The organism is Dactylosporangium sp. CA-052675 (assembly GCF_050947935.1).
Classification (GTDB): domain Bacteria; phylum Actinomycetota; class Actinomycetes; order Mycobacteriales; family Micromonosporaceae; genus Dactylosporangium.
Genome location: NZ_CP192010.1, coordinates 6,740,454 through 6,753,600, shown reverse-complemented (window position 1 = coordinate 6,753,600; position 13,147 = coordinate 6,740,454). Strand labels below are relative to the sequence as shown.

At 76.6% G+C, this 13,147-nt stretch carries 13 protein-coding genes and 1 pseudogene; 5 read left to right on the top strand and 9 right to left on the bottom strand.

What is annotated here, in order from left to right; translation table 11 throughout:
* Positions 1-261: 261 nt before the first annotated feature.
* Complete coding sequence (nrfD, locus tag ACQP1P_RS30045; protein WP_433075808.1) at positions 262-1,170, top strand: NrfD/PsrC family molybdoenzyme membrane anchor subunit; 909 nt, start codon at positions 262-264, stop codon at positions 1,168-1,170.
* 199 nt (positions 1,171-1,369) lie between these two features.
* On the opposite strand, the gene ACQP1P_RS30040 is transcribed toward nrfD, so the two are convergent.
* The 4 genes from ACQP1P_RS30040 to ACQP1P_RS30025 form a co-directional block, all read right to left on the bottom strand.
* Entirely contained in the window at positions 1,370-1,774 is a 405-nt protein-coding gene (locus tag ACQP1P_RS30040; protein ID WP_433075806.1) for an RDD family protein, read from the bottom strand.
* A 13-nt stretch (positions 1,775-1,787) separates the two neighbouring features.
* Positions 1,788-2,195 (bottom strand): DUF2752 domain-containing protein, encoded by a 408-nt coding sequence (locus tag ACQP1P_RS30035; RefSeq protein WP_433075804.1) that lies wholly within the window; start codon positions 2,193-2,195, stop codon positions 1,788-1,790.
* A 606-nt stretch (positions 2,196-2,801) separates the two neighbouring features.
* Positions 2,802-3,809: a selenide, water dikinase SelD gene (selD, locus tag ACQP1P_RS30030; protein WP_433090161.1), complete on the bottom strand. Its 1,008-nt coding sequence runs from the start codon at positions 3,807-3,809 to the stop codon at positions 2,802-2,804.
* A 23-nt stretch (positions 3,810-3,832) separates the two neighbouring features.
* On the bottom strand, positions 3,833-4,426 hold the full coding sequence (locus tag ACQP1P_RS30025) for a helix-turn-helix domain-containing protein (RefSeq protein ID WP_433075802.1): 594 nt from the start codon (positions 4,424-4,426) through the stop codon (positions 3,833-3,835).
* Positions 4,427-4,745: 319 nt separating this feature from the next.
* On the opposite strand from ACQP1P_RS30025, the gene ACQP1P_RS30020 reads away from it, so the two are divergent.
* Both ACQP1P_RS30020 and ACQP1P_RS30015 read left to right on the top strand, forming a co-directional pair.
* Positions 4,746-5,372, top strand: coding sequence for an alpha/beta fold hydrolase (locus tag ACQP1P_RS30020; protein WP_433075800.1), 627 nt, complete (start codon positions 4,746-4,748; stop codon positions 5,370-5,372).
* 26 nt (positions 5,373-5,398) lie between these two features.
* Positions 5,399-5,977 carry a CGNR zinc finger domain-containing protein gene (locus ACQP1P_RS30015; RefSeq protein ID WP_433075798.1) on the top strand — a complete coding sequence of 193 codons (579 nt, stop codon included), beginning with the start codon at positions 5,399-5,401 and terminating at the stop codon, positions 5,975-5,977.
* Between the two features lie 76 nt (positions 5,978-6,053).
* Here the strand turns inward: ACQP1P_RS30015 and ACQP1P_RS30010 are convergent, their stop codons facing one another.
* Genes ACQP1P_RS30010 through ACQP1P_RS30000 form a run of 3 tightly spaced genes read right to left on the bottom strand, consistent with a single transcriptional unit; the run spans position 6,054 to position 9,184 of the window.
* Complete coding sequence (locus ACQP1P_RS30010) at positions 6,054-7,277, bottom strand: sugar efflux transporter (RefSeq protein WP_433075796.1); 1,224 nt, start codon at positions 7,275-7,277, stop codon at positions 6,054-6,056.
* Positions 7,278-7,328: 51 nt separating this feature from the next.
* Positions 7,329-8,279: a DNA polymerase domain-containing protein gene (locus ACQP1P_RS30005; RefSeq protein ID WP_433075794.1), complete on the bottom strand. Its 951-nt coding sequence runs from the start codon at positions 8,277-8,279 to the stop codon at positions 7,329-7,331.
* A 23-nt stretch (positions 8,280-8,302) separates the two neighbouring features.
* The gene (locus ACQP1P_RS30000) at positions 8,303-9,184 is read right to left on the bottom strand and encodes an NAD(P)/FAD-dependent oxidoreductase (protein WP_433075792.1); all 882 of its coding nucleotides are present in this window, start codon (positions 9,182-9,184) and stop codon (positions 8,303-8,305) included.
* A 67-nt stretch (positions 9,185-9,251) separates the two neighbouring features.
* Here ACQP1P_RS30000 and ACQP1P_RS29995 point away from each other — a divergent pair, with 67 nt between their 5' ends.
* Complete coding sequence (locus ACQP1P_RS29995; RefSeq protein ID WP_433075790.1) at positions 9,252-9,812, top strand: helix-turn-helix domain-containing protein; 561 nt, start codon at positions 9,252-9,254, stop codon at positions 9,810-9,812.
* 385 nt (positions 9,813-10,197) lie between these two features.
* On the opposite strand, the pseudogene ACQP1P_RS29990 reads toward ACQP1P_RS29995, so the two are convergent.
* Both ACQP1P_RS29990 and ACQP1P_RS29985 read right to left on the bottom strand, forming a co-directional pair.
* A pseudogene (locus ACQP1P_RS29990) lies at positions 10,198-10,590 on the bottom strand (DUF4132 domain-containing protein); the annotation flags it as partial.
* A 253-nt stretch (positions 10,591-10,843) separates the two neighbouring features.
* Positions 10,844-11,938: a hypothetical protein gene (locus ACQP1P_RS29985; RefSeq protein ID WP_433075788.1), complete on the bottom strand. Its 1,095-nt coding sequence runs from the start codon at positions 11,936-11,938 to the stop codon at positions 10,844-10,846.
* A 63-nt stretch (positions 11,939-12,001) separates the two neighbouring features.
* Between ACQP1P_RS29985 and ACQP1P_RS29980 the strand changes: the two genes are divergently transcribed.
* Complete coding sequence (locus ACQP1P_RS29980; RefSeq protein ID WP_433075787.1) at positions 12,002-13,117, top strand: MerR family transcriptional regulator; 1,116 nt, start codon at positions 12,002-12,004, stop codon at positions 13,115-13,117.
* Positions 13,118-13,147: the final 30 nt, after the last annotated feature.

The following is a 13,147-nucleotide window of genomic DNA, read 5'->3' as shown; positions in this document are numbered from 1 at the left end:
GGGCACGCTTCCGGCTCCTTCCCCGGCGACGATTCGCCGCGCACGTCCAGCTCCGGCTCCGGCAACGGCTCCAGCCCCAGCTCCGGCTCCGGCAACGGCTCCGCGCACCCGGCCGGTTCCGGCCCGGGCGACGGCTCTGCACGCTCGTCCGTGCGCGGTGGAGGTTCGCGGGACGATCGTTCTTTCGGCGGTCGTTCGCGGGGCGGGGCCGGGGGGCGGGCGGGGGAGCGGCGGCCGCGGCGCGAGCACGGTGGCGAGGACGTGCAGGTGCCCCGGGCCGACTTCCGGTCCTACTACGGCCGTCCCATCGTCAAGACTCCGGTCTGGTCGCACGACGTGCCCGCGTACCTGTTCACCGGCGGGCTCGCGGCCGGCAGCGCCCTGCTCGCGGCCGGCGCCGACCTGACCGGGCGGCCGAAGACCCGGCGCGCGGCCCGGCTCGCGGCGCTCGGGGCGCTCGGGGCGAGCACCTACTTCCTCATCAAGGACCTCGGCCGGCCCGAGCGCTTCCACCACATGCTGCGCGTGGCCAAGCCGACCTCGCCGATGTCGATGGGCACCTGGATCCTCAGCGCGTTCGGCGGCGCCGCCGGGCTCGCGGCCACGACCGAGGCCCGCCCGCGCGGGCTGGTCGGCGGCGCCGGACGGGCCGCCGGGATCGGCGCGGCCGCGCTGGCGCCGGCGCTGGCCACGTACACGGCCGTGCTCATCGCCGACACCGCCGCCCCGTCGTGGCACGCCGCCCGCGACGACCTGCCGTTCGCGTTCGCCGGCAGCGCCCTGGCCAGCGGGGCCGCCGTCGGGCTCATCGCCGCCCCGCCGGGCGAGGGCGGCCCGGCCCGCGCGCTCGCCGTCGCCGGGGTCGCCGTCGAGCTCGCCGCGACGCACCGCATCGAGCACGGGCTGGGCCTGCTCAGCGAGCCGTACCGGGAGGGCCGGGCCGGCCGCCTCCTGCGCGCCGCGCGCCGGCTCAACCTGGCGGGCGCGGCGGGTGCGCTGCTCGGCCGCCGCAGCCGGATCGTGTCGGCGCTGTCGGGCGCGGCGCTGCTGGCCGGCTCCCTCGCGACGCGCTTCGGCATCTTCGAGGCGGGCATGGAGTCGACGAAGGACCCCCGGTACGTCGTCGAGCCCCAGCGCGCCGGCCTCGAAGATGCCGAAGCGAGGCCCTGACCTCCGGCTGTGCCCTGGACGCCCGGCGGTGCCCGGGTGTCGCGTGGCTCTCCGGGCTGTGCGCTGGACGGGTGGCGGCGCCGGGAGTTGCGTGGTTCTGCCGGTTGGGCCGTGGACGCGCGGCGGCGCCGGGAGTCGCGTGACTCCCGGCGCCGCGACGCTCGGTGCTGGGTTCCGTGCCGGTCCGGTGCCGGAACCGTCAGGCCTTGACGACCAGGCTGCCCGTGATCTTGTCGGCGAGAGTCTGGCGCTTGGCGTCCCACAGCGGGAACAGGTAGCCGATGTAGCAGATGATGGTGTCGACGATGTGGCAGATGTCCCGGACGAAGGCGCCCCCGAAGCCGAGCGGCTGGCCGGTCTGCTCCTTGATCAGGCGCACGCCCAGGGCCTTCTTGCCCAGGCTCGCGCCCTGGCCGCCGAGGTACCAGCGGTTGAACACGGTGTACACCAGCGACAGCAGCGCGAAGACGTAGTAGAGCGGGCCGATGGAGGGGTCGTCGGCGGTCGGGCCGGCGATCAGGTAGCCGATGCCGGAGAGGATCACCGCGGGGATGGCGTCGACGAGGGCGGCGCCGACGCGTACGGGCCAGCTTGCGTAGTTCATCGGGAGGGGTCTCCTAAGACGGTATGAGGCCGAATCGGTGAAGCTGGAACAGCCAGCTCGCCGCCGCGGCGACGAGCGCCGTCACTGCGGCCCGCCGGCGCGCCCGCGGCGTCCACGGGCGCGGCGGCCGGGCCAGGCCCAGGTGCCGCAGCGCGAGCAGCGGCACCGTCACGGCCGTGAGCAGCGCCAGGCCCGCGAGCGCCGGGTTGGCGCCGAGGGAGGCGAGCACCCGGCCGTGCGCGAGCTCCACGGCCGCGGTGGTCAGGCCGCAGGCGGGGCACGGCACGCCGGTCGCCCACCGCAGCGGGCACGGCAGGCCGAGGCCCGCGCCGGCGCTAAGCGCCGGCCAGACCGCGGCCGCGGCGCCGACCGCGAGGCCGAACGCGCCGAGGCGCTCCGGAACCGAGTACTGCCTGCCCACCCTGCAACCCGTCCTCGAAGTGACGAGTCGTGAGCTTAGGTCGTGATCGACATCGCTCGCTGTCCTCCGATCGTCCGATGCCAAACACCGTGAGCAGGCACGATTCGGGTTCGATGGGAAATATCGCCGCAGCACACATCGCAGAAGTGGATGTATATGTCACCCCGGCAGACGACGCGAAATTCCGGGCCCGGCACGACCGCACCGGGCGGCGCGAACTCGCAGGCGCCTCCGGCCGGACGGAGAGGGCGGTGCGGGGGTGCCCACCGTGGAAGCGCAGCGGCTGTGTTCGAGCCCGTGCGGCGCCCGCGCGCTCGTGCGGCGCCCGCGCGCCCGCGTCCGTGCGGCGCCCGCCCGCGCGTGCGCGTCCGTGTGCCGCCCGCGCGTCCGCGCGTGCGCGTCCGTGTGCCGCCCGCGCGTCCGCGCGCCGCGCGCCCGTGCGGCAGCCGCCCGCGCGTCCGCGCGTCCGTGCGGCGCCCGCACGTCCGTGTGTCCGTGCGGCGCCCGCGCGGCGCGGTCAGCGCCCAAGGCTCGTGCGGAGTGCCGGTGCGCAGTGGCCGGGCGGAGGCGGAGTTCCCGTGCGGAGGCGGTGCCCGGGCGCGGGGGTCAGCGCACGCGCAGGGTGGGCCCGTTCGCGGGGACGAGCTCGCCGATGACCGGGTAGCCGGGCACCTCGCCCGCCACGAGCAGGCCGCCCGACGTCTGCGCGTCGGCCAGCAGCAGCAGCTCGTCCTCGGGCGTCGCGCCCGCGTCCAGGTGCGGGCGCACCCAGTCGAGGTTGCGCCGCGTGCCCCCGCTCACGTAGCCGTCGGCGAGGGCCCGGCGGGCGGCTTCGAGGTACGGCACCGACGCCGCGTCGACGACCGCCGTCACGCCGCTCGCGCGGGCGAGCTTGTGCAGGTGGCCGAGCAGGCCGAAGCCCGTCACGTCGGTGGCGCACTCGGCGCCCGCGGCCAGGGCGGCCTCGGACGCGTCGCGGTTGAGGGTGCACATCGCGGCGACCGCGTGCGGGAACGGCTCGCCGGTGGCCTTGTGGCGGCTGTTGAGCACGCCCACGCCGAGCGGCTTGGTGAGCGTCAGGGGCAGGCCCGCGCGGCCGCGGTCGTTGCGCAGGAGGCGTTGCGGGTCGGCGAGGCCGGTGACCGCCATGCCGTACTTGGGCTCCGGGTCGTCCACCGAGTGCCCGCCCGCCACGTGACAGCCGGCCTCGCGGGCGATGTCGAGCCCGCCGCGCAGCACCTCGGCCGCCAGCTCCAGGGGCAGCACCTCGCGGGGCCAGGCGAGCAGGTTCACCGCCACGACCGGCCGGCCGCCCATCGCGTAGACGTCGGAGAGGGCGTTCGCGGCGGCGATGCGGCCCCAGTCGTACGCGTCGTCGACGACCGGCGTGAAGAAGTCCGCGGTCGCCACGACGGCGGTGCCGTTCGCGATCGCCACGACCGCCGCGTCGTCGCCGTCGTCGAGCCCGACGAGCAGCTCGCCGGGGCCTTCGGGGGCCCGGTCGCCGACGAGCCCGGCGACCACCGCCTCGAGCTCGCCGGGCGGGATCTTGCAGGCACAGCCGCCGCCGTGGGCGTATCCGGTGAGCCGGACCGTCTGCGTCACGCCTCCCACTCTAGGCACACCGCGGCCCGCGCTCATGGTTGGCCGGTGGCCGGCGCGTCGGCCGGGGACTCGGCCGGGGACTCGGCCGGGCTGCCGGCCGGGAGGTCGAGCGGGAACAGGATCGGGCTGAGCAGGTGCTGCGCGCGGCCGGGGGCGGGGCCGTTCGCGAGGATCGGCAGGATCGCCGCGCGCATGCCCCTGATGAGCTGCTCGCGCTCGGCCGGGGTCAGCCACACGGCGTGCTGGCGGTAGCCGACCTGGTCCGCGGCCGGGTCGGCGGCGGGATCGCCCAGGTAGGCCTGGAACTCGGCGAGCAGCGCCGCCATCGACGCCGCGAACGCGCGCCGGTGGTCCTCGGCGGTCGCGGCCGCCGCGCGTTCGGCGGTCACCGCGGCCCGCGCCGGCTGCAGCCGGTAGTGCCGCTCCACGAACCCGCGCACCCGCTGCTGCCCCGACTCCTCGAGGATGCCGGCCTCGGCGAGGAGGGCGACGTGGCGGTACACCGTCGCCTTCGACGCGTCCGCGATCCGCTCGCACAGCTGCTGCGTGGTCAGGCTGCGCCCGCCGGACAGGGCGTGCACGATCCGCAGCCGCACCGGGTGCAGCAGGAGCTCGACGGGGTCCATTGGCTTATGTTCGCACACCTGATAATGTTCGCACCCATGAGAACAATGCCACGGGGTGCGCTCGTCGAGGCGGGCGGGCGCCGCATCGCGCTGTACCGGGCCGGTCACGGGGGACCGCCCGTCGTGTTCCTGCCCGGCGCCGGGCTCGTCGGGCTGGAGTACGACAACCTCGTGCGGGCCGCGTCGGCGCTGACCACGGCGGTCACCTACGACCGGGCCGGCACCGGCTGGAGCGACGACGCCGACCTGCCCCGCACCGCGGCCGCCGTCGCCGGCGAGCTGCGCGAGACGCTGCGCGGCGGGCATCCCCGGCCCGTACGTGCTGGCCGGGCACTCGATGGGCGCCGTCTACGCGCGCCGGTTCGCGCAGCTGTTCCCGTCCGACGTCGCCGGGCTGCTGTTCCTCGACCCCGGCCACGAGGACATCCTGCGCCACCTGCCGGCCGAGGTCGTCGCGCTCAACGAGCGGATGAAGCCCACGTGGGAGGCGCTGCCGGACCTGACCCCCGAGCAGATCGAGGCGTCGAGGGCCGCGCTGCTGCGGCTGTACGCGCAGTGGCCCGACGACATCCGCGAGCCCCTCGTCGAGCATCGCCTCGAGCACTGGCGCACCGGGCTGCGCGAGGGCCGCAACCTCGAGGACGAGGTGTACGCGGAGCTGGCCGCCGGCGGCCCGCTGCCCGACGTGCCGCTCATCGTGCTCAGCGCGGCGGACAAGAACCCGCTCTGGGTCCAGCACATGCCGCCGGAGCTGCTCGAGCGCGCCCACGACGGCGTGCACGCGCTGCACGCGGCGATCGCCGCCTCGGTCCCGCGCGGCGAGCAGCGCCTGGTCGCGGGGGCGTCGCACCAGTACCTCCACGTGCAGCAGCCCGAGCCCGTCCTCACCGCCCTGCGCGACCTGCTGCACCGGGTCGCCGCCGGGCAGCCGGGGTGTACCGGTTAAACCGGTCAGAAGGATAGGGTGGCCGAATGCCAGACCTCTTCCGCCTGGGCGCCGGACGGCTGTGCCTCGACTTCACCCGGACGCTGCGCCGTCGCGGCACCGAGCACGCCGTCGAGGAGCTGCCCGACGGGCCCGCGCTCGCGGCGTGGGTCGGCCAGTGCGGTCCCGTGACCCCGGTGCCGGGCAGCGTGGTGCCCGCCGCGATCGTGCGGGACGCGCACGAGCTGCGCGAGGCCGTGTACGCGCTCGTCGCCGCGGCCCGCACCCGCGCCGGGGCCGCGGCGGCGGGCGAGGCGCCGCGCGAGCGCGTCAACCAGGCGGCCGCGCGCACCGTGCCGACCCCGGCGCTGGGGGAGCGGGGGGAGCTGCGGTGGTACGCGAACGACCCCGTCACGAGCACCCTCGCGCTCATCGCCCGCGACGCGCTCGACCTCGTGACCTCCCCGGCCGTGCAGCGCATCCGCGAGTGCGCGGACCCGGCGTGCGACGCGCTGTTCCTCGACGGGTCGCGGCCCGGCAGCCGGCGCTGGTGCTCGATGGACAGCTGCGGCAACCGCGCCAAGAAGCAGCGCCGCCGCTCGGAGTCCGCCCGGGTCGCCGTCTGACGCCCGCCGGGCGCGCGGCGTCCGGCCGGCCCGGGTCCGGTCACCGCGGCGGTGACGGGTTCGGGCTGCGGGCCGGTTACGCGGCGGCGGGTTCGGGCCGCGGGGCCGGGGCCGGCGTCGCCGGGTGCCGCGGCGCCGTGGTCACGAGCAGGGAGAAGCCGAGCAGGCACAGCGCGGCCGCCGAGACGTAGGCGTAGCGGTAGCCCACGTCCGCCGACAGCCCCAGCAGCGGGCCGGCCAGCAGCGACGCCACCGGGAACGCGTTGGCGGCCAGCGTCGTGGCGCGGCCGGGCTCGCCGGGCAGCAGCTCCTGGACGTAGGAGATGCCCAGCCCCTGCACGGCGGCGATGAAGGTCGCGTTGAGCACCTGCAGCGCCGCGATCTGCCAGCTGTGCGCGACCAGGGCCACCAGCGTGTAGTACACCACCCCGATCCCGGCGCCGAGGACGATGAGGCGGCGCAGCGGGTAGCGGGTCGACAGGGCGCCGAAGCCCAGCATGAGCGGGATCTCCAGCGCGGCGCACAGGCCGAGGATCAGGCCCGCGTCGCGCACCTGGGCGTGCAGGACGTGGGAGAGGTACAGCGACATCGCCTGCACGTTGAGCACCCCGGCGGCCTGCATGACGGCGAACGCGGCAACGGTGCACCAGACCACCGCCCCGGCCCGGCGCGCGGGCGGGCGCTCGTGGTGCGCGGGCGGGGACACCTCGTCGAGGCGCAGGAAGACGACGGCCGCGGCGGTCGCGTACATGGCGGCGGCGGTGAGGTACAGCACCCGGAAGCCGCCCCACTGCAGCAGCAGCGCGGCCACGGGCGGGCCCGCCACCCAGGCGACCGAGAACACCATCCGCAGGGTGCTGATCGCCATCGCCGCGCGGGTCGAGCCGCGCTGGGAGAGCACCTCGCGGGCGTAGGCGAAGGACTGTGGGAACAGGGAGCCGCTCAGCGCCGTGAGGGTCATCGTCAGAGCGAGCAGCACCCAGTACTCGCGCACGAACGCGGTCGCGACGGCGCCGGCGAACCCGGCCAGGGCCGCGGTGAGCAGCAGCCGGCGGCGGATCGGGCGGCGGTCGGAGAGCCGGCCGAGCAGGTTCGAGGAGACCATCGAGGCCAGCGGGCCGGCGACGAGGAACGCACCGACCAGGGCCGGGGCCGCGTGGACCTCGGTGCTCAGGAACAGCGACAGGAACGGGCCGACGACGGCGACCGACATGCCGACGAAGAAGAAGATGATGCCGAGCGGGACGAGGGCGCGGCGGGCGGTGCTGGACGGTGCTTCGACGCTAACCCCTGAAACCACCTCCGCACCTTACGTGACGGCGCGGGAGCGCCCGGCCGGTTATCGCCAAGCTCACGATGTGCGCTGCGCCCGGGCCCGGCGCTTGCCCTCGTGCATGGCCTGCACGCGCGGGACGGGAATGGTGTGGCCCTCGGCGATCAGGTCGGCCGGGACCGCCTGCGGGCCGGGCATGTGCGCGGCCCACGGGTCGGCGTCGCCGAGCAGCCCCGGCGCCGTGTGGACGGTGAAGTCGCGGGGCGTGACGCGGTCCAGGTCGGACCAGTCCAGCGGGAAGGAGACCGGGCAGCCGGGCCGCAGCCGCGGGCTGTACGCGCACACGACCGTCGCCCCGCCCACCCGCGTCGGGTCCAGGAACACCTTGCCGTGCCGGTCCTCGCGGATGAACGCGGTCGTCGCCAGGCCCGGGTCGAGCCGCTCGGCCCGCGCGGCGATCGCGCGCGTCGCGGCGGCCACGTCCTGCATCGGCGTCGGCTCGATCGGTACGAAGATGTGCACGCCCTTGGCGCCGCTGGTCTTGACGGCGCCGCGCAGCCCGGACGCGTCGAGGGTCTCGCGGATCAGCCCGGCCGCGCGCACGACGAGCGAGAAGTCGCCGCCCTCGGGCGGGTCGAGGTCGAGCACCAGGTGCGTCGTGTGCGCCCAGTCCCCGGCGCGCACGAGCGCCGGGTGGTACTCCACCGCCCGCTGGTTGGCGAACCACAGCAGCGTCCGGCGGTCGTCGCACAGCGCGTAGGCGACGTCGCGCTTGGACGTCTCGGCCCACATGTGCACGGTCTTCACCCACCCGGGCGTGTACTTGGGCACGTTCTTCTGCATGAACGAGTCCTGCCCGCGCATGATGCGCACCACAGACAGCGGCCGTTCGCGCAGCACCGGGATGATCCGGTCGCGCACGGCGTCGAGATAGTCGACGAGGTCGCGCTTGGTCGCGCCGGCCCCCTCGAAGATGGGCTGGTCGAGGTTGGTCAGCGCGACCCCGTCACGTTCCTCGGCGGTGCTCACCGTCACACCGTATCGGCTGGGCGCTATCCGGGCAGCAGGTCCATGTTGAGCGCGGCGCCGGCCTTCATCCCGCCCGCGGCCGCGCCGATGACCTGGCCCATCGGGTCGGCGAGGTTCCCGGCCACCCACACGCCCGGCACCTCGGTGCGGCCCATCGCGTCGGCCGCGACGTAGGTGGCGACCGGCAGGCCCTGCATCTGCAGGGTGGACAGCGGCAGCCCGAGCCCGTCGAGGAACCCGGCGCGGGCGGCGAGCGTCGTCTGCACCACGATCGCCTCCCGCGGCACGAATCCGCCGTCTTGCAGGTGTACGCCCCGTGCCTCGACCTTCGCGACCGCGCCCTCGACGATCGTGACCGCCGCGGGGACGCCCGGCACCTGCAGGCCGTTGGTGAACAGGACCAGGTCGCGCGTCCACTGGGTCCACAGCAGCGCCGGGTGCGCGGCCAGGGCACTGGTGGCGATGATGCCGACGGGCCGGTCGCGCACCTCCCAGCCGTGGCAGTACGGGCAGTGCAGCACCCAGTCGCCCCAGCCCTCGGCCAGCCCCGGGATGTCCGGCAGCTCGTCGGTGACCCCGGTGGTGACCAGCAGCCGGCGGCCGGCGAACCCGGTGCCGTCGGCGAGGACGGCGCGCAGGTCGTCGCCGTCGCGGAAGGCCCGCACGACCTCGCCGGTGACGATCTCGGCGCCGTAGCCGCGGGCCTCCTCGCGCCCGATCCGCAGCAGCTCGCCGGGCGGGGTGCCCTCCCGGCCGAGGTAGTTGTGCACGCCGCCGGCGGGGGCGTTGCGCGGCTGCCCGCCGTCGAGGACCAGGACGCGGCGGCGCGCCCGGGCCAGGGTCAGTGCCCCGCTCAGCCCGGCCGCCCCGCCGCCGATGACGATCACGTCGTACCGCTCACTCATGGGCTCGACGATGCCCGGTCGTCCCGCTCCTGGCAAAGTTCTTTGCCGGAATGGCAAACTGGTGGCCATGGACGATCACGTGGGCCCCCGGCTGCGGCGGCTGCGCGAGCAGCGGGGCGTGACCCTGACCGCGCTCGCCGCGGACACCGGCATCTCGGTGAGCACCCTGTCGCGGCTGGAGTCCGGCGGCCGCCGCCCGACGCTGGAGCTGCTGGTGCCCCTCGCCCGCGCGCACGGGGTGACGCTGGACCACCTCGCGGGCACGGAGCCGACCGCCGACCCGCGGGTGCACGCCCAGCCGGTCGTGCGCCACGGCATCACCCACATCCCGCTCAGCCGGCGCCCGGGCGCCCCGATGGCGTTCAAGCTCGTCTTCCCGCCGCACACGCCCCCCGGCGACACGCCGGCCCCGCAGACGCACGAGGGGTACGAGTGGCTGTACGTGCTGTCGGGGCGGCTGCGTCTCGTCCTCGGCGAGCACGACATGATGCTGCAGACGGGCGAGGCGGTCGAGTTCGACACCCGGGTGCCGCACTGGTTCGGCAACCCGAGCCCGTACGCGGCCGAGGTGCTGAGCCTCTTCGGCCCGCAGGGCGAACGGGTTCACGTGCGCGCCCGCTCCCGCTGAGCGCCCGGACCGTCGGCGGCACCACCGTCTCCTCGCTCGTCCCCTGATCCGGCGCGAGGTCGGCCAGCAGCTGCGAGACCGAGGCCGCGTCCAGCTCCGCGAGGGGCCGGGCGCGGCCCTCGCGCGTGCGAATCCGGATCTCGCGCAGATCCTGGTCGGGCTGCCGGTCCGGCCGCGGGCCGAGGGCGATGCCGGGATCGAGGCCGACGGTGACGACGTCGCCGCCGGGCAGGTCGCGCTCCAGCGCGAGCACGCGGGCGCCCTCGACCGCGGCCCGGCGCCACCCGTGCCGCTGCAGGGCGAGCAGCCGCACCACCGCGACGGGGCGCAGCCGTGCGGCGGCGGACTCGCCGGGCTGCAGGCGGTACACCGGGCGATGCAACTGCGGGAAGGGCTGCAGGATGCCGTAGTCGGTGAACACCGCCAGCCAGGCGGGAACGTCGAGGTCCGCGGGGTGCGCGACGCCGAGCACGTCCCCGGCGGCCGGGTCGGCCCGATCGTCGGTGACGCCGGCGAGGGTGCGGTCCTCGGCGACGCGGACCGCGACGCCGGGCGCCCCGGGCGGGCCGGTGATCCACACCAGCCGCCGGGCGAGCGGGAACAGCAGCGGGTGCTCCAGCAGCACCCGGAACTCCGCCGCGCTCCACCGCCGCCCGCCCGTCATCGCCAGCTCGAGGCGGTGGATCTGCTCGGCCGCGACCTTGCCGACGCCCTGGCGGATCGGCGCGAACGGGGACCCGGGCCGGTCCCGGCGGCGCGTCCCGCGCTCGTCGCTCACCCAGGGGCGCAGCTGGTCGTCGAAGCCGGCGGTGATCCGGTGCGGGCCGTCGCCGAGCACGATGGTCGCGTCGGGGGCGAGGCCGAAGCGGGGGACGAGCCGGTCGGCGAGCGCGTCGGCGGTCAGGCCCAGCCCGGCGGCGACCTCGGCCAGGCTCGCCGCGGCGCGGGCGCGGACCGCCCGGGACCCGGCCGTGCTCGCCAGGGCGTGCAGGTGCCGCAGCGCCGCGTCGCCGCCCAGCCGCCGCAGCACGTCAATCCCGGCGGCGGCCCGCCGCACGGCTGCCCTCGGCGGCCCACCGCCGCACCGCGTCGGCCAGCCGCGCCGCGGTCTCGTCGTCGCCGACGAGCGCCTGCGCCTCGAGGGCCCAGCGCCCCGCGGGCGGCGCCCCGGCCTCCTCCCAGCGGCAGCACACCTCCCAGCCGAACCGGGACAGGTCGCCCGCCTCCGCGGGGACCTCGCCGCGCATGAGCCGCCGCACGACCGGCGCGGCGGCGACCCGGATCGGCGGCAGCGTCGCGGGCTCGACCCACGGCGGCAGCCGCGGGGCCCGGCCCGTCGCGGCCACGGCCGTCCCGGTGTGCCGGGCGAGGTGGCGGCTCAGCAGCTCGGCGACCCGGGGACGGGCCGCGTTCGCCCGCAGCAGCGGCACGGCGAGGTCCGGGAAGCGATCCGCCGCGGCCATGACCGCGGCCGGCACGCCGCGCTGCCCGGCCAGCTCGAGCAGGGTCTCGAACGCGCGCCCGGTCCCGATCGCCGGCAGCGCCTCGGTCATCGCCGCGAGGTACTCGGGCACCCCGGCCAGCGTGTACTCGACCGAGCGGCCGGTCCAGTAGGCGGCGTACAGGTCGAGGATCCCGTCGCCGATGCCCTCGGCGAGGGTGTGCAGCAGCTCCGGCTCCCGCAGCTGCCCGGCCTGCGTGGGCGCGAGCCGGGCGAGCACGGCCAGCGCCTGCTCCACAGTGGACACCGACGCTAGGAGCAGCGGCGCGAGCGGGTGCCGCTCGGGCACCTCGGCGACGTCCGCCGCGGCGAGGTCCGGGACGAGGAACGCGGCCGCGAGCCGGTGCGCCCACGACCCGGTGCGGACCTGGCGCAGCCCGTCGGCGGCCTCGGCGTACACCTCCTCGGGCGCGCCCGCGAGCGCCCTGCGCACCGGCGCGAGCACCCGCCGCGCGGCCACCGCCGCGTCCGTGCGCGGCTCCTGCCCGGCGGCGAGCTCGACCGCGGCCCGGGCGGCGTCGCCGAGGGGCGGCACGTCCGCACCGACCGGCCCGGCGCCCAGGGCGGCGCCGCCGCGGCGCGGGTGGAAGGTGTGGTGCCAGGACGCCGGGAGTACGAACCGCACCCCGGCAGCCTAGAGCGCCCGGGACTTGTCCCTCACGTGACGTCATGCCACATAGTCGGCGGTGTGGAGGAGCACCTGACCGTGGGACGGGTGGCCGAGCTGGCCGGCATCACCGTGCGCACGCTGCATCACTACGACGAGATCGGGCTGCTGCGGCCGTCCGCGCGGACCGCGGCCGGGCACCGGGCCTACTCGGCGGCCGACGTGGAGCGGTTGCGCAAGGTCCTGGCCTACCGGCGGCTGGGCTTCGGGCTGCGCGAGATCACCGATCTGGTCGACGACCCGGCCACCGACGCGGTCGCGCACCTGCGCCGGCTGCGCGGCCTGCTGCTGGACCAGCGCGACCGCGCCGCGGCCATGGTGACGGCCATCGAGCGGGAACTGCGGGCGCGGGCCATGGGGATCGGCACGACGCCCGAGCAGCGGCTGCGGGTGTTCGGCGCGCGGCTGTACGACGCCATCGGGCCCGCCTACCCGGCGACGCGGCGCACCGAGCCGCGCATCGCCGCGCGCATCTGGGACGCGCTGGGCGACGCCCGGACGGTGCTGAACGTCGGGGCCGGCACCGGCTCCTACGAACCCCCCGACCGCGAGGTCACGGCGGTGGAGCCCTCGGCGGTCATGCGGGCGCTGCGTCCCCCGGGCGCGGCGCCGTGCGTGGCCGCCGCCGCGCAGCGCCTGCCGTTCGAGGACCGCTCCTTCGACGCCGCGATGGCGGTCAGCACCGTGCACCACTGGCCGGACCCGGTCGCCGGGCTGCGCGAGCTGCGGCGGGTGGCCCGCCGCGTGGTGGTGTTCACCTACGACGCCGACGACATCGGCTGGCGGCAGCGGTTCTGGCTCACCCGCGACTACCTGCCCGAGGTCGCCGGCCTGCTCACCGGCTGGCCCGCCCTGGCCGACCTGACCCGCGCGATCGGGGGACGCGCGGAGCCGGTGCTCATCCCGTGGGACTGCGCCGACGGCTTCTTCGAGGCGTACTGGCGCCGCCCCGAGGCGTACCTGGACGAGCACGTGCGCCGGGCGGTGTCGGTGTGGACCCGGGTCGGGCCCGAGGCCGAGCGGCGCGCGGTGCGCTCGCTGCGCGAGGACCTCGCCTCGGGCCGGTGGGCCGAGCGCAACCGCGACCTGGCCGCGCTCGACACGGCCGAGCTCGGCCTGCGCCTGCTCGTGGCGTGACCCGGGGCCCGGCTCGGGCGGCGGGCGCCG